The 19,400-nt window shown below is 72.6% G+C and carries 19 protein-coding genes; 12 read left to right on the top strand and 7 right to left on the bottom strand.

From position 1 onward, the window contains the following. Positions 1–580 precede the first annotated feature (580 nt). Entirely contained in the window at positions 581–988 is a 408-nt protein-coding gene (locus tag POF43_RS17370) for a YciI family protein (RefSeq protein WP_271318066.1), read from the top strand. Between the two features lie 8 nt (positions 989–996). Continuing rightward, positions 997–2,172 (top strand): RNA polymerase sigma factor, encoded by a 1,176-nt coding sequence (locus POF43_RS17365; protein ID WP_271323645.1) that lies wholly within the window; start codon positions 997–999, stop codon positions 2,170–2,172. Positions 2,173–2,409: 237 nt separating this feature from the next. Here POF43_RS17365 and POF43_RS17360 read toward each other — a convergent pair whose 3' ends face one another. Then, positions 2,410–2,979, bottom strand: a complete 570-nt coding sequence (locus POF43_RS17360; RefSeq protein WP_271323640.1) for a TetR/AcrR family transcriptional regulator — start codon at positions 2,977–2,979, stop codon at positions 2,410–2,412. 70 nt (positions 2,980–3,049) lie between these two features. Here POF43_RS17360 and POF43_RS17355 point away from each other — a divergent pair, with 70 nt between their 5' ends. Next, on the top strand, positions 3,050–3,535 hold the full coding sequence (locus POF43_RS17355; RefSeq protein ID WP_271323639.1) for a tautomerase family protein: 486 nt from the start codon (positions 3,050–3,052) through the stop codon (positions 3,533–3,535). Positions 3,536–3,680: 145 nt separating this feature from the next. Here POF43_RS17355 and POF43_RS17350 read toward each other — a convergent pair whose 3' ends face one another. Further along, positions 3,681–5,420 carry a right-handed parallel beta-helix repeat-containing protein gene (locus tag POF43_RS17350; protein ID WP_271316674.1) on the bottom strand — a complete coding sequence of 580 codons (1,740 nt, stop codon included), beginning with the start codon at positions 5,418–5,420 and terminating at the stop codon, positions 3,681–3,683. A gap of 276 nt (positions 5,421–5,696) precedes the next feature. Beyond that, on the bottom strand, positions 5,697–6,056 hold the full coding sequence (locus POF43_RS17345) for an ArsR/SmtB family transcription factor (RefSeq protein ID WP_271325143.1): 360 nt from the start codon (positions 6,054–6,056) through the stop codon (positions 5,697–5,699). A gap of 93 nt (positions 6,057–6,149) precedes the next feature. Between POF43_RS17345 and POF43_RS17340 the strand changes: the two genes are divergently transcribed. From POF43_RS17340 to POF43_RS17330, 3 genes are all read left to right on the top strand, one after another. Beyond that, positions 6,150–7,331 (top strand): cation diffusion facilitator family transporter, encoded by a 1,182-nt coding sequence (locus POF43_RS17340; RefSeq protein WP_372516055.1) that lies wholly within the window; start codon positions 6,150–6,152, stop codon positions 7,329–7,331. Positions 7,332–7,572: 241 nt separating this feature from the next. Next, positions 7,573–8,880, top strand: a complete 1,308-nt coding sequence (locus POF43_RS17335; RefSeq protein ID WP_271325142.1) for a molybdopterin-dependent oxidoreductase — start codon at positions 7,573–7,575, stop codon at positions 8,878–8,880. Beyond that, entirely contained in the window at positions 8,877–9,386 is a 510-nt protein-coding gene (locus tag POF43_RS17330; RefSeq protein WP_372516054.1) for a hypothetical protein, read from the top strand. Before POF43_RS17335 ends, POF43_RS17330 begins: the two co-directional genes overlap by 4 nt. Here POF43_RS17330 and POF43_RS17325 read toward each other — a convergent pair. Both POF43_RS17325 and POF43_RS17320 read right to left on the bottom strand, forming a co-directional pair. Then, positions 9,377–9,757 carry a hypothetical protein gene (locus tag POF43_RS17325; RefSeq protein ID WP_271325140.1) on the bottom strand — a complete coding sequence of 127 codons (381 nt, stop codon included), beginning with the start codon at positions 9,755–9,757 and terminating at the stop codon, positions 9,377–9,379. The two genes, POF43_RS17330 and POF43_RS17325, sit on opposite strands and share 10 nt — an antisense overlap. A 16-nt stretch (positions 9,758–9,773) precedes the next feature. Continuing rightward, positions 9,774–11,696 (bottom strand): HoxN/HupN/NixA family nickel/cobalt transporter, encoded by a 1,923-nt coding sequence (locus tag POF43_RS17320; RefSeq protein WP_282704635.1) that lies wholly within the window; start codon positions 11,694–11,696, stop codon positions 9,774–9,776. Between the two features lie 73 nt (positions 11,697–11,769). On the opposite strand from POF43_RS17320, the gene POF43_RS17315 reads away from it, so the two are divergent. The 4 genes from POF43_RS17315 to POF43_RS17300 all read left to right on the top strand — a co-directional run bounded on the left by POF43_RS17315 (position 11,770) and on the right by POF43_RS17300 (position 14,722). Then, positions 11,770–12,321 carry a sortase domain-containing protein gene (locus POF43_RS17315; protein ID WP_282704634.1) on the top strand — a complete coding sequence of 184 codons (552 nt, stop codon included), beginning with the start codon at positions 11,770–11,772 and terminating at the stop codon, positions 12,319–12,321. Continuing rightward, a complete protein-coding gene (locus POF43_RS17310) occupies positions 12,318–13,724 on the top strand; it encodes a tetratricopeptide repeat protein (RefSeq protein ID WP_271323095.1) in 1,407 nt (468 codons plus the stop codon). The genes POF43_RS17315 and POF43_RS17310 overlap by 4 nt, the downstream gene beginning before the upstream one ends. A 282-nt stretch (positions 13,725–14,006) precedes the next feature. Beyond that, on the top strand, positions 14,007–14,210 hold the full coding sequence (locus POF43_RS17305; RefSeq protein WP_271313509.1) for a cold-shock protein: 204 nt from the start codon (positions 14,007–14,009) through the stop codon (positions 14,208–14,210). A 152-nt stretch (positions 14,211–14,362) separates the two neighbouring features. Then, positions 14,363–14,722 carry a transposase gene (locus tag POF43_RS17300; protein ID WP_271313508.1) on the top strand — a complete coding sequence of 120 codons (360 nt, stop codon included), beginning with the start codon at positions 14,363–14,365 and terminating at the stop codon, positions 14,720–14,722. A 96-nt stretch (positions 14,723–14,818) separates the two neighbouring features. Here the strand turns inward: POF43_RS17300 and POF43_RS17295 are convergent, their stop codons facing one another. Both POF43_RS17295 and POF43_RS17290 read right to left on the bottom strand, forming a co-directional pair. After that, positions 14,819–16,612, bottom strand: coding sequence for a caspase, EACC1-associated type (locus POF43_RS17295; protein WP_271323094.1), 1,794 nt, complete (start codon positions 16,610–16,612; stop codon positions 14,819–14,821). A 7-nt stretch (positions 16,613–16,619) separates the two neighbouring features. Continuing rightward, entirely contained in the window at positions 16,620–16,979 is a 360-nt protein-coding gene (locus tag POF43_RS17290) for an effector-associated constant component EACC1 (protein WP_271323093.1), read from the bottom strand. 814 nt (positions 16,980–17,793) lie between these two features. Between POF43_RS17290 and POF43_RS17285 the strand changes: the two genes are divergently transcribed. Together POF43_RS17285 and POF43_RS17280 are read left to right on the top strand one after the other, a co-directional pair. Next, positions 17,794–18,996: a beta-ketoacyl [acyl carrier protein] synthase domain-containing protein gene (locus tag POF43_RS17285; RefSeq protein WP_271323092.1), complete on the top strand. Its 1,203-nt coding sequence runs from the start codon at positions 17,794–17,796 to the stop codon at positions 18,994–18,996. Between the two features lie 15 nt (positions 18,997–19,011). Beyond that, a partial coding sequence (locus POF43_RS17280; protein ID WP_282704633.1) for an acyl carrier protein occupies positions 19,012–19,400 on the top strand: 389 nt, incomplete at its 3' end.

Genomic DNA, 19,400 nt, shown 5'->3' with positions numbered 1-19,400 from the left:
CCCATCAGGCCGAATCCGCATTCCCGGCGGCCTTGTGCCTCCGCGATGACTTTCCGTGGGTACGCATCGGCGTCCGCATTCCGAAGAGTCATGGCGCGACCGCCTGACCGTCAGGCCGCATGGCGATTCCGGTGCACGGTCACCGCATTTTTTGAACTGCCGCGCTACGTTGTCGAGTTCGAGGTTGCGCCGTGTGCCGCGTTCCGCGCCGATTCCCGGGTCGTGCGTCCGGCGGCCTTTCCGCCGACCTCTGCGCGGCTTTCATCCCCCGGCATCTTTTCCCGGCGCCGCCGCCGTCGTCGCCGCGCCGGGCCGGGCGGCGAGCGGGCGGGGCGGGGCGTCCTTGGGCCACGACGTTCGAGCGTGGCCCGGTGGACACGGCATCGGACCTCGTGGTCGGACGGGACGGAGGCGGTGCGGGGCCGCGGTGCAGCGGTGCGGCACTCGGCGGTGCGGCGGTTCACCCGGTTCGTCCACGCGGGGCAAAAAAATCCGGCGGGGATGTCGAGAACCCGTGACCGGCTCCGTCCCCGGGGTGAACGCGACCACAATGGGTCGCACGGCACCGAGGAGAACCACGATGGCCAAGTATTTGATGCTCAAGCACTACCGCGGCGCCCCGGCCGCGGTGAACAACGTGCCCATGGACCGGTGGACGCCGCAGGAGATCTCGGCCCACATGCGGTACATGAACGACTTCGCGGCCCGCCTCGAGGAGACCGGCGAGTTCGTCGACAGCCAGGCGCTCGCACCGGAGGGGATGTTCGTCCGGTACGACGGCGAGGGCCGCCCGCCGGTCACCGACGGCCCCTTCGCCGAGACCAAGGACCTCATCGCCGGCTGGATGGTGATCGACGTCGACAGCCACGACCGCGCCGTCGAACTGGCCGGGGAGCTGTCGGCGGCCCCCGGGGCGGGCGGTAAGCCGATCCACGAGTGGCTCGAACTGCGCCCGTTCCTGACCGCGCCGCCCACCGTCACGGAGTGACCTCCGAGGTGGACGAGGCGCTGCTGCGGAGCCTCACCCCGAGCGTGCTCGGCATCCTCGTGCGTCGCGGAGCCGACTTCGCGGCGGCCGAGGACGCCGTGCAGGACGCGCTGGTCGAGGCGGTCCGCGTCCGGCCGGCCGCCGGCTCCCCCGGCTCCGCGGGTACGGGAGAGCCCGTGCGGGACCTGAAGGGCTGGCTGGTCACCGTGGCCTGGCGCCGGTTCCTCGACGCTACCCGGGCGGACACCGCCCGCCGCCGGCGTGAGGACCTCCTCGACGAGGAGCCGGCGCCGGGACCCGCGTCCTCGGTGGACGACACGCTCCAGCTCTACTTCCTGTGCGCCCACCCGTCGCTGACGCCGTCGTCCGCGGTCGCGCTCACCCTGCGCGCCGTCGGCGGGCTCACCACCCGCCAGATCGCCCGGGCCTACCTGGTGCCCGAGGCGACCATGGCGCAGCGCATCAGCCGGGCCAAGCGCACCGTCTGCGGCGTGCGGTTCGACCGGCCCGGTGACGTCGCCACCGTGCTGCGCGTCCTGTACCTGGTGTTCAACGAGGGCTACTCCGGCGACGTCGACCTCGCCGCCGAGGCCATCCGGCTCACCCGGCAGCTGGCGGCCGCGATCGACCACCCGGAGGTGGCGGGCCTGCTCGCCCTCATGCTGCTCCACCACGCCCGGCGTGCCGCCCGGACCGCGCCCGACGGCAGTCTGGTGCCGCTCGCCGAGCAGGACCGCGGCCGGTGGGACACCGGGGCGATCGCCGAGGGGGTCGGCATCCTCCAGGCGGCTCTCGCCCGCGACCGGCTGGGCGAGTTCCAGGCCCAGGCCGCCATCGCGGCGCTGCACGCCGACGCGCCCACCGCCGGGGAGACCGACTGGGTGCAGATCGTCGAGTGGTACGACGAGCTCGCGCGCCTGACCGGCAGCCCGGTCGTCCGGCTCAACCGCGCGGTGGCCGTGGGAGAGGCCGACGGACCGCGTGCCGGTCTGGCGGCGCTGGCCGCGCTGGACGGCTCGCTGCCCCGGTACACCGCGGTGGCGGCGTACCTCCGCGAGCGCGACGGCGACCTGGCGACGGCGGCGCGGCTGTACGCCGAGGCGGCCCGCGAGGCGTCCAACCTCGCCGAACGCGACCACCTGACCCGCCAGGCGGCCCGGCTCAACGCCCGCCGGAGCAGCTGACCGGGCGCGCTCGCACCTTCCGGCGGCACTCGGCGCGGTTCCGCGGCCGGAGCGGTCGCCCGACCGTGAGCAGGCGGGTCGCGGGCAGCCGCACGGCGTGCCCGGCGGGGACGGGCACGTAGCGGGTGGACACGTAACAGGCGGACACGCAGCAGGTGGACACGTAACAGGCGACACGCAGCAGGCGGACACGTGACAGGCATGGCGTCCCGAGGGGCCGCCCGCCGGTGTGCCCGGTCAGCCCGTGCCGTTCGACGCCGCCCGGATCTGGTCCAGCAGGTGCGCGGTGACCTTCTCGAAGGGTTCCAGGCTCCGCCGGGCCCGGCAGATGACGACCGCGCCCTCGCTGGCGGCGAGCAGCACCGCGGCGAAGCTGGTGGCGGCGGCCGGCGGGAGACCGCCGCGTTCGAGGAGTTCGGCGAGCCGCAGCCGCCAGGCGTCGAAGGCGGCAGCCGTGCGGTCCAGCAGTTCCTGGGAGTCGGTGGCCACGGCGACGGCCACCAAGGCGCAGCCCGCCTGGAAGCCGGACCGGGTGAGCAGCAGGCGCCAGGCGGTGAAGAAGTGCTCCGCGACCTCGACGGCCGGCGCGCCCTCCTTGCGGTCGAGGAACGCGACGACCTGGGCCACGGCGGTGTCGACCGCGGCGCCGACGAGTTCGTCCTTGCCACCGGGGAAGTGGTGGTAGACCGACCCGCGCGGCGCCCCGGTCAGCTCCAGCACCTCGGAGAACGAGGTGCCCTGAAGCCCTCGCCGGGCCAGCAGCTGGACGGCCCCCTCGATCATCTGCCTGCGCACCTCACCGGCCACGCCGTCCTCCTCGTGCTCGCGCGGTTTCTGACACCGCGTTGACTATGTAGATCTTCATACTTTACGTTCTATGACGACCGTCATAGTTCCTGGCAAGGAGATCACCATGCCCATGATCGACGTCTACGCACCGGCCGACCTCTTCCCCGCCGACGCGGACGAGAAGCTCGGCAACGAGCTCACCCACGCGGTCCTGCGTGCGGAAGGCGTCGCCGAGCCGGGCCCGTTCCACCTGGACAACACGGCCGCGTTCGTCCACCGCCTGCCGACCACCGCGATCTCGACGGCGAACACCGCCTCGGCGCGGGCCGTCCGCGTTCAGATCGTCACACCGCCCGGTTCGCTCGACCGGGACGGCCAGCGGCAGATCGTCCGCGAGGCGACCGCCATCGTCGCCGGGATCGCCGGAGACCCCGCCCTCGCCGCACGCACCTGGGTCATCCTGACCGAGGCCGCCGAGGGTGGCTGGGGCCTGGCGGGAACGGCGTTCGGCGTCGAGGAGTTCACCGCCCTCGCCCGGCAGGCCGCGCAGGCGAAGGCCGCCGCGAGCAGCTGACGCGGGGGCGCCGCGGCCGGCTTGCGCAGGCGCAGGCGTTCGGACTGCGGACGCGCACCCCGCCGACGCGACGGCCGGCCGCCGCCCCGGGATGTCGGGGGCGGCGGCCGGCCGTGGTAGGTGCGTGCGGGCGGGTGACCCGGGATCAGAAGCCGGTGTCGCCGGAGCCGCTGTTGACGGTGAAGTTGTTGCCGGCGTTGTTCAGACCGCCGGAGGCGGCGTTGCTGACGGCGGTGTTGGTGGCGGACAGCGAACCGCCGACGCCCTCGATGTCGATGCCGTAGGTGCCGGCGCCGTCGACGGTGTCCTTGTCGAGCGTCAGGGCGGTGACCGACTTGGTGCCGCTGACCATGATGCCCTGGTAGGTGCTGTCGGTGATGGTGTTGCCGGTGACGTCGACCGGCTGGGTGATGTCGGACTGGTCGGCGTAGATCCACAGGCCGCCGAGGTTGGTGCCGAGCTCGGAGTTGTACGAGCCGGTGCGGGTCAGGGTGTTGTCGCTGACGGTCGTGGTGCCGTCGAACCCGGCGCCGAACCGGGTGCTGACGGTGATGCCGGCGCCGTAGGCGACGACGTCGGAGACCGCGTTGCCGGTGACGGTGTTGCCGCCGCCGCCGTAGACACCTATGCCGTTGGCCTGGATCGGGTCCTGCACGGTGTTGTCGGACAGCGTGCAGCCGGTGACGTCGCCGCCCTCGGTGTCGAGCGCGAGCCCGTCGTCACCGGTGTTGCGGACGTCGGACTGCTCGACCGTGGAGTTCGTGGTGCCGCCGTTGAAGTGGATGCCGTCGGCGAAGATGTCGCGGGCGCGGACGCCGCTGACGTCCAGGCCGGAGGTGCCGGCGTCGGTCCAGACGCCGACCTTGGTGTGCTCGATCCAGACGTTGGAGATGGCAGAACCGGAGGCGAAGACGCCCTCGATGCCGGCCGCGCCGGAGTTGTTGTTGCGGCTGGTCTGGTCGCCGAAGATCGACAGGTCGGAGATCTTGTTGGTGCCGCCGGTGGCGTACAGGCCGCCGGAGCCGTTCTCGGCCGTCGACTGGATCGTGGAGTACCACTCGCCGGCGCCGCTCACCGACACGTTCTGCAGGCTGATCTGGCCCGAGATGTCGTAGGTGCCGGCCGGGAACCACAGGCCCTTTCCGGTGCCGGACAGCGAGGCGAGCGCGCTGTTGATCGCCGAGGTGTCGTCGGCGCCGCTGTCCGGGGTCACGCCGTAGTCGGTGACCGACGCGTAGCCGGACGGCATGGTGGCGGCCGCGGCGACCTGCTCGGTGTCCACGGTGTCGATCGTGTACGAGGCGGCGGTGTCCGCGGCGTCCTTCTGGAGCTTGATCACGGTGCCGGCCGGCTGATCGCCGATCATGACCCGCGCCTCGTCGTAGAAGTGGTGGGCGTCGCCGCTGCTCGGCGAGTGGGTGTCGTTGTAGCCGTCGCCGTACAGCCAGGAGTACTTGGTGGTGAGCGACAGGTCCTTGACGTGGGTGTCGCCGGCGTACACCGCGAGCGGCGCGGTGGCCGTCGAGCCGTCGCTGTTGTCGGGGATGGAGTAGCGGACCACGATCGAGTTCGCGGCGTGCGCCAGGGTGAACTCGACGTACTGGCCGGTCGACGTGAGCTGCACCGCGCTGCGGCCGTTCGACTCGGAGGCGAGGCTCGGGTAGGTGGTGCTCGCGCTGAGGACAGTGCCGTTGGTCTGCTGGTCGGCGGCGCGGTACTCGTCGTAGGGAAGGCTGGCGCCGGCGGCTGCGGGCTTGACGCCGCCGTGCGGTGTCTCGGACGCGTACGAGACACCGGCCGACGACCAGCCGGCGGCTCCGGCCAGGACGAGGGTCAGGGCCGGGAGCGCTGCGAGGGCGCCGCGGGGCGCGAGGGGGCGGTACATGGCACTCCAAGTGTGGGGGGAGAGACCTTGGGCGGGCAGAACGGTAGTTGCACGAACGCGCCCCGAAAAGACCTGAGCGCGAAGTGAAAGAAATTAACGTTAGTTACGTAAGTGACCTCTGTTTTACAGCGAATTACCTCAAGGAACTGCAACCGCTTGCAAAACAAGATGGCCGGCCGATTTACTCACGCACTTGCCCCGCACGGTCCCATCCCCCGTCCCGTCCCCCATCCCCCGACTCCGGCTCCGGCTCCGGACCGCCACCGCACCGACGCGTCAATCGTGGGCCGGGAGGTGGCCGATGTGGTGGTCGGCGACGTTCAGCGCCTCGTCGGCGAGGCGGCGCAGGTGGCCCAGGCGCAGGGCGTAGATCACCCGGCGGCCGTCCTTACGGGTGACCACGAGGCCGGCCAGCCGCAGCCGGGCCAGGTGCTGGCTGACCGACGTGCGCGCCGCGCCGGGCACCGCCTCCGTCAGCGTGGTCACGTCGGCCTCGCCCTCCCCCAGCCGTCGTACGAGGGCGAGCCGGGTGCGGTCGGCCAGCAGCCCCAGCACCTCGACGGCAACGGTGAGACGCTCGCCATCTGTTGGCTGTTGCGACCCTTGCGCACCTGATAGGTGCATGCGTGCGTCCATACGCACATGATGCTTCAATGGCTCCGGGAGGTCCAGCCGAACCAGCGCCGAACCGAGTTCCGAGCCGAGATCCGAGCCGAGAGGTGTCACGCCGTGAACGAGCAGTCCCACCACCACGAACAGCCGGACACCCGGGCCGGGCACCGGCACGACGGTGTCCGGCCCCACGGGCACGGCCACGGCGGCCGGAGCGACGACCCCGACCACGACGGTGGCGACGGCGGTCACATCGATCGCCACCACAGTCACGGCCACGGCAGCGGCCACCCCCGCCACGAGCACGCCGCCGGACCGGCGCGGCGGCTCCGGCACCAGGTCGCGCACCTGTTCAGGCCGCACAGTCACGAGGCGATGGACAAGGTCGACTCCGCGCTGGAGACTTCCCGCGAGGGCATCCGCACGCTGTGGGTCTCGCTGGTCGTCCTCGGCCTGACCACGGCCGTGCAGGCGGTGATCGTGGCGGCCTCCGGTTCGGTGGCGCTGCTGGGCGACACCGTGCACAACGCGGGCGACACGCTGACGGCCGTCCCGCTGGGCGTCGCGTTCGTCCTGGGCCGGCGGGCGGCCACCCGCCGCTACACCTACGGGTTCGGCCGGGCCGAGGACCTGGCCGGCATCGCGATCCTGCTGGTGATGGCCGCCTCCGCCGGGTTCAGCGCCTACCAGGCGGTCGAACGCCTCGTCGCGCCGCGGGACATCACCCACCTGCCCGCGGTCGCCCTGGCCGCGGTGGCCGGCTTCGCGGGCAACGAATGGGTGGCCCGCCTCCGCGTCCGCACCGGCCGGCGGATCGGCTCGGCCGCGCTGGTCGCCGACGGACTGCACGCCCGCACCGACGGGTTCACCTCGCTGGCGGTCCTGCTCGGCGTCGGCGGCGCGGCGATCGGCTGGCGGCTGGCCGATCCGATCGTCGGACTGCTGATCACCGCCGCCATCCTCATGGTCCTCAAGGACGCCGCCCGCGAGGTCTACCGGCGCCTGATGGACTCCGTGGACCCCGCCCTCGTCGACGCCGCCGAGACCGCGCTGCGCGACGTCGACGGCGTGCTGGACATCGGCACCGTGCGCATGCGGTGGATCGGCCACGCCCTGCGCGCCGAGGCCGAGATCGTCGTCGACCCGCACCTGACCGTCGTCCAGGCCCACGAACGCGCCGTCGCCGCGGAACACGCCCTGATCCACGCCGTCCCCCGCCTGACCGCCGCCACCGTCCACACCGACCACGTCGCACACGGCGCCGATCCCCACACCCTCCTGGCCCACCACGCGGCCTGAACCCTCCCCGGCGCCCAACCGGCCCGGCGCACCGGCGCGTTGGCGTTCGTCCGGCCGAGGAGCCCGACCGCGGCACCGGCGCGGCGACGGGCGGCGGCTCCGGCCGGGCCGACCAGCGCGTGCCCGCCGAACGGCTCAACTCGGGCCGTGCGGACGGTCTCCTGCGGCATACGGGCCCCCTCGGCGCATAACGTCGCAAACCGTCCGCCGTACCGGGCGGAGCGCCGAGGGAGGGAGCCCCATGCGGGAAGCCGACAAGCCGGTCGACAGCGGTGGGCCGACCGCCGGCCCCGGGCCCGGCGGCGACCGGCCGCCACCGGGCCCGGCACGGCCGGAGTTCTGGCGCAGCCCGTTGCGCGGCCCGTGGCTGACGGCGGTCCTCGGACTGGTGCTCCTGGGCGGCGTCGTGGTGATGTTCGTGACGGGCCTGCTGTCCTACGCGGCCTACGACCCGGACCTGGCCCGCCTCAACGACCAGACCCCCGACAAGGGCCTGCTCGGCTTCTACCTGTTCGACTGGCCGACGTCCCCGTACTGGCTGTACCGGCTCACCCAGGGCGTGCACGTCACCCTGGGCATCGTGCTGGTGCCGGTGCTGCTGGCCAAGCTGTGGTCGGTCATCCCGAAGCTGTTCGCCTGGCCGCCGGTCCGTTCGGCCGGCCAGGCGCTGGAGCGTGTCTCACTGCTGCTCCTGGTCGGCGGCGTCATCTTCGAGTTCGTCACCGGCATTCTCAACATCCAGCTGTACTACGTCTTCCCGGGCTCGTTCTACACCCTGCACTTCTACGGCGCCTGGGTGTTCGCCGGCGCCTTCGTGGTCCACGTGGCGTTCCGGCTGGGCCGCGCGCTGCGGGCGGTGCGAGCGGGCCCCGCGGGCGAGTACGCGGCCTCCGACGACTCGGGGCTCGTCACGCCGGCCCCCGCGCCGCCGACGGTGTCGCGGCGTGGCGCCCTCGGCATGGTCGGCGCCGGGTCCGCCGCCCTCCTGGTGGTCACCGTCGGACAGAGCGTCGGCGGTCCGCTGCGCACGACGGCCCTGCTCGCCCCGCACGGCCAGGACCCGGGACCGGGCGAGAACGGCTTCCAGATCAACAAGACCGCCGCCGCCGTCGGCATCCGCGACGCCGACATCGGGCCGCACTGGCGGCTGACCGTGCGCGGCGGCGGCCGGCAGGCCGTCCTGACCTACGACGAGTTGCTCGCGCTGCCCCGGCACCGGGCGGCGCTGCCCATCGCCTGCGTCGAGGGCTGGTCCACCGACGACCAGCTGTGGAGCGGCGTGCGGCTGACCGACCTGGCGGGCCTCGTCGGGCTGCGCGAACGCACACCGCACGTCCTGGTGGAGTCCGTCCAGCGCGGCGGGCCCTTCTCCTCCGTGGTGCTGGCCGCCGCCCAGGCGCGCGACGACCGCTCCCTGCTCGCCGTCCGCGTCAACGGCGGCGTCCTGTCGCGCGACCACGGCTACCCCGCGCGGATCATCGTCCCCGGCGCCCCCGGCGTCCACAACACCAAATGGGTGACCCGCCTCAGCTTCGGCGAGCCCGCGTGAATGCCTTCCGCCGCCGCTACGGCGCCTCCGTGCTGCACCTGCTGCTGACACTGTGCTCCTGGGCCCTCGCCGGCTACGCGGGTGTGCGGCTGCTGAACGGCGACACGCTCGGCGTCGTCATCTGGTTCGTCGGCGCGGCCGTCCTGCACGACCTGGTCCTGCTGCCGGTCTACGGCGTGCTGGACCGCGCGTTGCAGGGCGTCACCCGCCGCCGCGGCGGGCGGCGTGCCGGCGGTGGCACGGCCGTCAACTACGTCCGGGTCCCGGTGTTCCTGTCCGGCCTGCTGCTGCTCGTCTGGTTCCCCCTGGTCCTCCGCCTGGTCGGCCACTACACCGCGGCCACCGGGCTGCCGGCCGACCGCTTCTGGGAGCACTGGCTGCTGATCACCGCCGCGCTCTTCGCCCTGTCCGCGCTGTGCTACGCGGTGCGCTCCTGGCACCGCCGCCCCGCGGTCACCGGTCCCCCGGACAGCACGACGGACGCGCGGCGGAAGGGTCAGAGGTGATCCGTGCCCGCGTGGGACGGCCCGGCGACGCGCCCGACCCCGTCCTGACGCAGGGTCACGTTGTCCGGCCGACCGCCGAGTTTCACGTACAGGCCGGCCCAGCGGTCGTCGAAGTCGGTGGGCGCCTTCCCGTCGCAGAAGGGCTTCCTGCCGTTGACCGTGTAGTAGTGCAGCATCTCCAGCACGGACCGCGGGTCGGCCTGGGCACCGGAGGTGTACCGGCTGCCCGGGGGCTGGAGTTGGTGGACCCGGCAGCTGGGGTAGGGGTTGCCGGGCTGCGCGTCCAGGTTGCCGTCGCCCGGTCCGGCGCAGCCGCCGAGGGCGACGGCGCCGAACAGCGCGACGAGGGTGAGGAACGGTCGGTATGCCATGGGAACTCCCGGGTGGTCACCAGACCGCCGGCAGGCTCCGGGCCATCATGCCCAGGCCGACGACGAGGACGAGGGTGGCGGTGAGGAACGCGGTGCAGGGGGCGAGCCGGCGGACCCGCGCGACCAGCGAACGGCCGCCGAGCCGTTCGGCGCGGCCACCGAGCCGCACCAGGAGCAGTCCGACCGCGGTGAGCGTGGCCGCCATGCCGAGGCCGTAGGCGACCACGAGGAAGGCGCCGAAGACGGTCCGGCCCAGCGCGATCGCTCCGAGAAGGACGACCAGGGCCGACGGGCTGGGCACGAGGCCGCCGGCGACGCCGAGGCCGACCAGCCCCCGCGTGGTGAAGGGCTGGGCCTGGGACGAGGCGGCCGGCGCGGTCGGCGCGTGGGTGTGGTGGTGCCGGTGACCGCCGAGGAACCCGTGGCGGTGCGGCTCGCCCGGGCCGTGGGAGTGGGGATGGGGGTCGGCCGGGCCGTGGGAGTGGAGGCGGGTGGCGGCTGGCGTCGGGTCGTGGGGATGGAGGGAGAGGTCGGGGTCGGCCGGGCCGTGGGGGTGGGCGTGCGGATGACCGATGGCGTGGTCGTGAGCATGACCGGCCGGCCGCTCCTGCGGCGTCAGGTGATCGTGCGCATGCGGCGTCGCGTGCGCGTGTTCCTGCCGCGTCGGGCGTACGTGCTCAGGAGGCGTCAGGCGCGCGTGTTCCTGCGGCGTCAAGCCTGCACCGTTGCCCGGCGTCGAGCCCGGACCGTTGCCCGGTCCGGGGTCGCCGAGGCCGATCGTGACGTGACCCGTCGCGCCGGACGGCACCGGGACGGAACGCGGCGGGCCGGTGACGGGGGCGCCTGGGGGCTCGGGGCGGCGGCGTGAACGCCGGGCCGCGTCGGTCAGCAGCGTCACGCCGACCGCGGCGACCAGCGCGCCGCTGAGCACCGCCAGCCAGTTCAGCAGGCTGTCGCCGGCCAGCGAGGAGAAGACCGTCAGGCACAGGCCGACGACGAGGACTCCCGCCGTGTGCGTGACGGTCACGGTGGCGCCGACGGTGACGGCGTCCCGCGTCCTGCCGCGCCGGCCGGCCAGGTAGGCGGCCATGACCGTCTTGCCGTGACCGGGCAGGAGCGCGTGGCCGGCACCCAGGACGATCGACAGCAGCACGGCCAGCAGGCCCACCGGCACGGTGAGGCGCCGGGCGCCGGTGAGCGACGTCAGACGCCGGGACAGGGCTTCGACCCGGCCGGTCGGACCGTCGGCGGAGCCCGGCCCGTCCGCCACGCCGGCGGCACCCGACGCGCCGCCGCCGGCGACCGCGGTGAAGCGGGCGCGGGTGTCACCGCGGGGCGTGGACAGCAGATCGCGCGGATAGCGGCGCAGTTCGTCGGTGACCGAGGTCCGCGGCACGGTGGACTCCGCCAGCCGGGCGCCCGCGCCCGTCGCGGTGATCTCGTTCCACCCGACGCGCGTCGGGTCCGCACCGGTGTCCACCCGCAGTTCCAGGGGGCTCCCGGTCAGCCTCAGCGGGGACCGCAGCCGGCACTCCAGGCGGCTGGTGCGCAACCCCGCCTGGCCGGGCCGGTACGCGAAGACGGCCGAATCAACGGTCCAGACGGCCCGGACGGTACGGTTCTGCCGCCGCCCGCCGGTGACGCGCAGACGCGCGGCCGTCTCGCGGCAGCGTGCCGTGGCCCACGCGGCGCGTTCGGCCCCGCTCTGCCGCCCGTCGCCGTCCGTGTCGACCGCGGTCGCCGCCTGGAGCGTCGGGATCTCGGCGGTGTCGGTCACGGCGAGCACGTCGAGGCGGTCGGCCCGCACGGTGAACCCGGTGTAGTGGTTGACCGAGAAGTTGCCGAGCGGGTGGGCCTGGGCGCCGGGGGCCGCGCCGAGCAGCCAGAGCGCGATGCCGGCCACGGCCGCCGCACGCCGTCCGAGCTGACCGCCATGCATGGAACGCCTCCGCGTCGGTGCGGTGGGGGACGGCGGAGGACGCCGTACGGCATCGACGGCACCGCCCGCCCCGGTGAACGCAGTGGTACCCCGGTACCCCGCCCCCGTTCGCCGGCCGGCCGCTCCCGTCACCCCCGCAGCCCAACACGGCCACCGAAGCGGCCCACGGAACGCCCGGCCCCGGGCCCGGACCGCACCGGTCGGCGGTCGGCTCAGCGCTCACGGCCATCGGGACCACCGCTCACGGGATCACCGCTCACCGCCCGCACGGCGCCCGGGCGCCGCGATCATCGTCGGCCACGTCGACTCGCTCACCGGCCCGGCCGCCTTCTACGGCCTGTCCACCCTGCGCCCCGGCGACGAGATATCCATCGACCGCGCCGACGGCACCCGTGCCACCTTCACCGTGCGGGCCCTGCGGCAGTACGACAAGGACACCTTCCCCGACGACGAGGTGTACGCCGCCACCGGCACCCCGTCGTTGCGGCTCATCACCTGCGGCGGGACCTACGACCGGCGGCAAGCCGAATACCGCGCCGACCTCGTCGTCCACGCCACCGGCACGACCGGGCGTACCGACGGGACAGGACCACCCTCAGCACTCCCCCACCGGAGCGGGAATTGACCACGTTTTCCCGCCGGCGCTCGCAGCGCCGGCGCCGCATGCTGTTCTGCGCCGCCGTCAGCGCCGTGCTGGGCGTGGGGCTGTTCCTCGCCGGCGCTCCGGGCCTGGCGCCCCGGCCGGCACCGCACACCGGCCGCACCGCGGACACATCCCGCGACACCGGCGCCGCGATCACCGCCGCGGACCCGCTGGGCCAGGACATCAGCGGCATCCAGACGCACCTGCGCCAGGACCCGCGGGACGCCGTCGCCCTGGGCACCCTCGGGCTGGACTACGTCCAGCAGGCGAAGAACACCGTCGACCCGACCTACTACCCCACGGCCGAGGCGGTGCTGCGGCGTTCCCTGGAGCTGGACCCGGCGGACAACTTCACCGCCATGGGCGGGATGGCGGCGCTGGAGGCGGCCCGGCACCACTTCGGGCAGGCACTGCGCTGGGCGCGGCGGGCCGTCGCCGTCGATCCCTACAGCTCCTCGCTGTACGGCACGCTCGCCGACGCCTACACCCAGCTCGGCCGTTACTCCGACGCCGCCGACGCCGTCCAGACGATGGTCGACCTCAGGCCCGGATCGCCGTCGCTGTCGCGCGCCTCCTACGTCGCGGAACTGCGCGGCGACACCGGCACCGCCCGCACCGACATGCGGCGGGCGCTCCAGGACTCCACCGGTCCCGCGGACGAGGCGTTCGCCCACTACTACCTGGGGGAGCTGGCGTTCAACAACGGCGATCCCGCGACCGAACTCGCCGAGGCGCAGGCCGGGTTGCGCGTCGCCCCCGGCTACACGGCCCTGTGGCAGGCGCGGGCCAGGGCCGAGGCGGCCCTCGGCAGGACGGGCGCGGCGATCACCGACCTGACCCGCGCCGTGGAACGGGTCCCGCAGCCCGAGTACGTACTCCAGCTCGGCGAGCTGTACCAGTCACTGGGCCGCACCCGTGACGCCGGCCGGGAGTACCGGGTCTTCCGGGCCGAGCAGAAGCTCTTCACCGACAACGGCGTGGCGCTCGACTCCGACGCTGCGCTCTTCGAGGCGGACCACGGCGACGCCCGGCGGGCCCTCGGCATCGCCCGGCAGGGTCTGAGGAGCCGCCCCTTCCTGGAGACCTACGACGCCCTGGCCTGGGCCCTGCACGCCAACGGCCGCGACGGCGAAGCGCTCACGGCCGACGACCGGGCCCTCGCCCAGGGCACCCGCAACGCCCTGTTCCACTACCACCGCGGCATGATCGAACACGCCCTGGGCGACGCCGCCGCGGCACGGTCCGACCTCACCGCGGCCCTGGCCATCAACCCGCACTTCAGCCCGCTGTACGCACCGTCGGCCCGCGCGGCCCTGGCGAAGTGGCGGTCGGGCGGGGGCGGGTCCGGCACGGTCACCGTCAGCGCGGACGGAACCCGCGGCTGACGCCGTTCACCGCGCCGGCGGGGTGTCCCGCCTCGGGGAAGGCACGTCACGTGGACGAGTCCCGTTCGACCCGAAGCGGTCACCTGGCCGGTATCCACCGGTTTCCACCGTGAAGATCCCCTGTCCTGTGGCGTGTTCGGGTAACTCGTGAGGCACTTGTGTGAGGACGGGTGTTCGGATGCTCGCTCGGCTGGGAATGTTCTCTGCGCCGGAGCCGCGCGAGGCGGCTGTGGTCGGTGCGGCGTGGTCGCACCGTGGTACTGGGACAAGGGATCTGGACTGATGGCAACCGGCACCGTGAAGTGGTTCAACAGCGAAAAGGGCTTCGGCTTCATCGAGCAGGACGGCGGCGGCCCCGACGTCTTCGCCCACTACTCCAACATCAACGCCCAGGGCTTCCGCGAGCTGCTTGAGGGCCAGAAGGTCCAGTTCGAGGTCACGCAGGGCCAGAAGGGCCCGCAGGCGGAGAACATCCAGGTCGTCTAGCGGTACCGGCACGACCTGACCGGAAACGGTCACAGGAACGGTGCTTCATGCCAGAGGGGGTCTGCCCGGGTGGGCAGACCCCCTCTGGCACGGGAGCCGACACGGCGGGCGCGCCGGCGTTTCCTTTGGTCCGCCCGGTCGTTCTACCGCGTATGAGTGGTCTTACCGAGCGGTTGGTACCGGACGAGTTGTGGGAGCTGTTCCGGCGGGTGGTGCCGCAGACGGTCGTGACGCGGCCGCAGGGCGGTGGCCGACGGCGTACCGGTGACCGCGAGGTGCTCGCGGCGATCGTGTACGTGTCCGTCACCGGCTGCACCTGGCGGGAGTTGCCGACGGTCTTCGGCCCGGCGTGGCCGACGGTCTACCGGCGTTTCGCCGAGTGGCGCCGGGGCCGGGTCTGGGCCCGGCTGCACCACGTCATCCTCGCCGAACGCACGCCCGGCGACCAGTGGGAGTGGTCCCGCCAGGCCATCGACGCCGTCGGAGTCCGGACGTCCCGGCGCACGCCCTGACTTCACGGCGTCCGGTTCCCGGTACATCCGGGGCCGGTTCCCGGTGCATCCGGGGCCGGCCCGTGAGCGGATGTCCGGCATGGAGTGGGCCCGACGTCAGGTGTCCGCCAGTTTCCCGGCCACCGCGGTCCCGAACACCTTGGCGGCGTCGCAGAGTTGGGTCGTCGAACGCCCTGCCGACACATCAAGCCGCACGGTCTCCGCGTTGTCGCCGCCGTCGGCGTCCGTGACGCGGTGGACCACCACGACGCCGCAGTCGTCGGGGCCGTTGTTCGCCGGCAGGACGTAGGCGCGGCGGCCGCCCAGCACGGTCGGCTGCCCCAGGTCGTCCAACTGCCCCAGATCGAAGCGCAGTTGGACACCGGCGCCGGCGGTGTCGCTGTCCCACGCACAACTCCACCCCGCGAAACCGGGCTCCGGCTGCGGCGTGCCGAGCCAGGCGACCTTGCCCAACGCGGTGCGGTCCAGCAGGGAGCAGGCCGGCTTCGCCATGAGGGAGGCGGCCGACGGTGCCGAACGCCGGGGTACCGGGCCCGCGTTGAGCAGGTCGACCGCATGGTCGGTCACGGCGTCGGCGAGTGCGCACCGGTCGGCGGCCTTGCCCTGCTTGGCGGTGATCGCGATGTGGAAGCCGCCGGGCAACCCGATGTCCCGGTCGCACTCGCTCCCGTCAGCCGTCTCCATGGTGACCCTGACGTGCTGGAAACGCGTCACCCCGGTCGGCGCCCGCGCCGTGTCGGTCAGCGCGAACTCCGCGTTGACGTCGGTCACTTCACCGTCGGACGCCTTCACCAGTACGTCGCACCTCTCCGGCGCCCCGTAGGCGGGGTCGATCGAGGCGTCGCCGAAGCGGCTCAACGACGTGGGGCTGAGCAACGCGCACGGGTCGGCCGTTCGGGGGTCGCCTTCCATCACGGCCGCCCGCACGGGAGTCTTCGGCGGCACCTCCCGCTCCACGTGGTGCGGCCACCACAGCCGGCTGCCGAGAGCGACCACGGCCGCCAGGCACAGGGCCACCGTGACAGCACGCCGGGCCGACCCGAAGGGATGACGCATCGCCCCCGCAGCGGCTTCACCGGCCCCGGCGACGACCGGGAGCACCTTCCGCCACCACGGCTGCGGCGGAGGCGGCGCAGGAGGAAGCGGCGCAGGAGGAAGCGGCGGCGAACGGACCGCTCCGTGCGCCGGGTTGCCGACGAAGGGCAGCGAACCCGCGCCGTTCCCGTCCAGGCACCGCGGTTGCGGTCGGCCCGCCTCGCGCAGGATCTCGCACATCGCCTGGTAGATCCGGCCGAGCGTCAGGCAGGGGCCGGCCCCGGGAATTCCCTCGCGCAGGACCTGGAGCAGCGCACCGCTGAAAGCCGAATGTGTCTCGCCAACCGGGGAATGGGCGGGCAGGCTGGCCGAGGTGGCCGTGAGGATGTAGGTCCCATCGGTACCGAGAGCACCGTAATTCCGCAACACCAATCCGCTGAAGCAGCAGTCCAGAATGATGACGCGCCGCGTGGCCGGTGAGGCCTTCAGCACCCGGTTGATCCACTCGTACGGCAAGGCCGTGAGGTCGATTTCCCCGGTATCGCTGTCGTGCGCCGCCAGATGCAGCCCGTCGACCTCGGGATCGACGATCCCATGGCCGGAATAGTAGATGAGCAGCGTGTCCTGCGCCGCGGCCGCGGCCTCTCGCACGGCCTCGGAAAGGACGAGCCGCGCCCGGGGATCGAGCACCACCCGGCAGTTCTCCGGAGGCACCCCCAGCACGGCGTCCGACATCAGCACGTCACGCAACGCGAGCGCGTTGTTCACCGCCGCCGGCAGGGCGGGCAGCGCGGCGTAACCGCCCGCCCCGATGAGCAGCGCGCGGGAAGGCCCGGCATCAGGCGCACCGGTCATGCCCGTCTCATCCCCGCGACATGGTGGTCAGCCGGCACACCAGTTCCTCGACGTTCTGCGGCGCCGGGCCGCTCAGGGTGATGGTGACCCCGTCCGGATACGTCACCGTCACGGCCGGTCCATCGCCCCGGCGACCGGCCCGCCATTGGGCGATCGCCAACAGCAACTGCCCGGCGCTGAAGGCGGAGTTGAGTGCCAGGGTGATGACGTCGAAAACCCCGCCCATGAGGTCGGGACGGTGCGGAGTGCTCGCCTCCCACTGCGGCCGTCCGTGCCGCCGCGCCGCCGAGTCCTCGCACAGCCAGTCGAACAGCGAACGCATCTCGCCGTCCGCAGCACCTGATTCCACCGACAGTGCCACACGCATCTCTGCCGCCCCCTGCCCACCGTGCGGGCCATGTGATGACAGCAAACCTAAACACCCGGAAAGCTCAACTCAAATCAGGAAAGTTGCCATTGGCCGCATGAAGTCACCGCAGGTCAATGCACCCTCCACGGTTCGAAACTGAGCCCGTCCAGGCCGCCGTCCGCCGCAAAGCCGGCCCGACCTGGCGACGAACTCCGGGCGCGGACCCAAAAGAAACTCACCACGTCCCGCGGCCGCAGGGCACATCGCGCCGCCGGCGGAGGACGCGGGGCCGACCCGGCTCGCCCCAGCCCCGGCGTCAACGCGTGCGACGGCCCAACGACGCCTCGCAGCACGGCCGCAGACGAGAGCGACCGGAACGGCGGCCGGCCGGGCCGCACGCCTGCCGGCGAACTCGGCGGCCGCCGCCGTTCGTTGCGCCCGCGACCTGCCATCCCCGGAGCGCGCGTCCCGCGAGACCGCCAACCCCGCTGCCCACCCACCGCCCCCTCAAGCGGAACCGCTTCTTACCACAGAGAGTTGAGACATGCGAGACTTGACATGCTCAGAGAGGCGCCGCAACACTCATGCTGGATGATGGAAATCTCTTTACAGATGTTTCATTCGGGGGCGGCGATCTTGGCCACGACGTTACGGTATTCTTTCGCCCTTCATTGCCCGACGCGAGACGCGTGACGGGCAAGGCAGTCAAGCACCAGGCGAGAGTCGGCCCCGTTATGTCAGCCGCGCGGTGATACGCGGATGAACGGCCGGCTTCAGAATATTTGAGTCGGAAGATCCAAGACTGATCATGCCCTATGCGCACCTTACGGGCGTGGGTGTCGCACTTCCAGGCGATGTGCGCTCCCTCGCGGAATTCGAGCACCTTCTCTACGCTCCGGCGGACTCGCCGGAGAGCACTCTGGCGTTCGCCGACCACGAACTTCTGATAGACCCGGTGCAGTTCGCCATATCGCCGCGCCAGGCCCGATTCGCCGATCCGCAGCATCTGCTGCTGCTGGACGTGGCCCGCCGGGCGTTCGAGGACGCCGGGCTGCCCGCCGAGTCCCTGCGGGGATCGCGTACCGGTGTCTACGTCGGCATGACGGAGTCGGACCATCTCACCGGGATCGATCTGGCGGACGTCCCGGAGTCCAACCTGAGTTCGGTCGGCGTCGGGAACAACCGCGGGGTGGCGGCCGGCCGCATCTCGTACGCGTTCGACCTGCACGGTCCCAGCATGCAGCTCGACTCGACCTGCTCCTCCGGGCTCCTGGCGCTGCACCTCGCCGCCGCCGCGCTGCGGGACGGCGAGGTGGACCGCGCCCTGGTCGTGGCGTCGCACCTGGTGCGGAGCGACAAGGGACGCACCCTGCGCCGGGCCACCGGTGCGATGGACCCCGCGTCACGCTGCAACGCGTTCACCGACCACGCCGCCGGGTTCGTGGTGGGCGAGGGCGTCATCGCGTTCGTACTCGAACCGGAGGCCACCGGTGCCGCCCCCGCCGGCGGAGGCTACGCGCGCGTCGCGTCGGCGGCGAACCACGACGGGCGCACCGCCGGCCTGGCCGTACCGAACAAGGTCGCGCAGGAGGACGTGGTGACCCGGGCCCGGCAGCGGGCGGGCGTCGGCAGCGACGAGGTCGTCTACGTCGAGGCGCACGGCACGGGGACGAAACTCGGCGACCCCATCGAGGTACAGGCACTCGCCACCGCGTACGAAACGGCCACCCGCAATTCCCCGGCGCCGCTGCTGATCGGCTCCAACAAACCGCGGTTCGGCCATCTTGAGGCCGCCTCAGGTCTGCTGTCCCTCCTGGTGGGCGTCTGCGTGCTGCGCACCGCGAGGATTCCCGGCACACGGTCGCAGGGAGTTCCCAGCCCGCTGGTGGACTGGGCGGGACTGAACATCGCGCTGGTACAGGAGAACACCGCGCTGCCGGATGACGTCGAACCGGTTCTGGGCGTCAGCGCGTTCGGCATGAGTGGCACCAATGTTCACGCGATCGTTGCCCCTGCCCGGGCACCGCGCAAGTAAAGGGGGACTGTTGCAATGACCGTCGTGGAACAGGTTGTGGAACAGGTTGACGAGGTGGTCGGCAAGCTCCTTGAGATGCCGGGGTCGGTGCCACGGGATGTTCCGCTGCTCGATCTGGGCGCGGATTCCCTCGTCCTCATCGAACTCGCCGACAAAATCCAGCACACCTTCGGCGTCGACATCACCGTCGTCCAGCTCTTCGAAGAAATCGTCACCATTGAGGCGATCACCCGCTGGATCGAGCAGGAACGCACGCTCCCGGCTCCTGCGGCGCCCACGGCGCCCACCGCCGACGCCGGCGAAGCGGAGGACGGCGCACCCCGACCCCAGGCCCCGGCACCCATCGCCGACCAGGTCAACCACCTCATCGCCCAGCTCCTCGAAATGCCGGGGTCGGTGCCACG

It is taken from the genome of Streptantibioticus silvisoli (genome assembly GCF_027947535.2).
Lineage (GTDB): Bacteria > Actinomycetota > Actinomycetes > Streptomycetales > Streptomycetaceae > Streptantibioticus_C > Streptantibioticus_C silvisoli.
The sequence above is the reverse complement of the archived record's forward strand: the minus strand, read 5'-3'. Positions and strand labels throughout refer to the sequence as shown.

Excerpts from the sequence above, each read along its gene's own strand:
- POF43_RS17370 (WP_271318066.1), top strand. The coding sequence starts at position 581 with ATGGCCAAGTATTTGATGCTCAAGCACTACCGCGGCGCCCCGGCCGCG.
- POF43_RS17355 (WP_271323639.1), top strand. The coding sequence starts at position 3,050 with ATGACGACCGTCATAGTTCCTGGCAAGGAGATCACCATGCCCATGATC.
- POF43_RS17350 (WP_271316674.1), bottom strand. The coding sequence starts at position 5,420 with ATGTACCGCCCCCTCGCGCCCCGCGGCGCCCTCGCAGCGCTCCCGGCC.
- POF43_RS17345 (WP_271325143.1), bottom strand. The coding sequence starts at position 6,056 with ATGGACGCACGCATGCACCTATCAGGTGCGCAAGGGTCGCAACAGCCA.
- POF43_RS17335 (WP_271325142.1), top strand. The coding sequence starts at position 7,573 with ATGCGGGAAGCCGACAAGCCGGTCGACAGCGGTGGGCCGACCGCCGGC.
- POF43_RS17325 (WP_271325140.1), bottom strand. The coding sequence starts at position 9,757 with ATGGCATACCGACCGTTCCTCACCCTCGTCGCGCTGTTCGGCGCCGTC.
- POF43_RS17320 (WP_282704635.1), bottom strand. The coding sequence starts at position 11,696 with ATGCATGGCGGTCAGCTCGGACGGCGTGCGGCGGCCGTGGCCGGCATC.
- POF43_RS17305 (WP_271313509.1), top strand. The coding sequence starts at position 14,007 with ATGGCAACCGGCACCGTGAAGTGGTTCAACAGCGAAAAGGGCTTCGGC.
- POF43_RS17300 (WP_271313508.1), top strand. The coding sequence starts at position 14,363 with ATGAGTGGTCTTACCGAGCGGTTGGTACCGGACGAGTTGTGGGAGCTG.
- POF43_RS17295 (WP_271323094.1), bottom strand. The coding sequence starts at position 16,612 with ATGACCGGTGCGCCTGATGCCGGGCCTTCCCGCGCGCTGCTCATCGGG.
- POF43_RS17290 (WP_271323093.1), bottom strand. The coding sequence starts at position 16,979 with ATGCGTGTGGCACTGTCGGTGGAATCAGGTGCTGCGGACGGCGAGATG.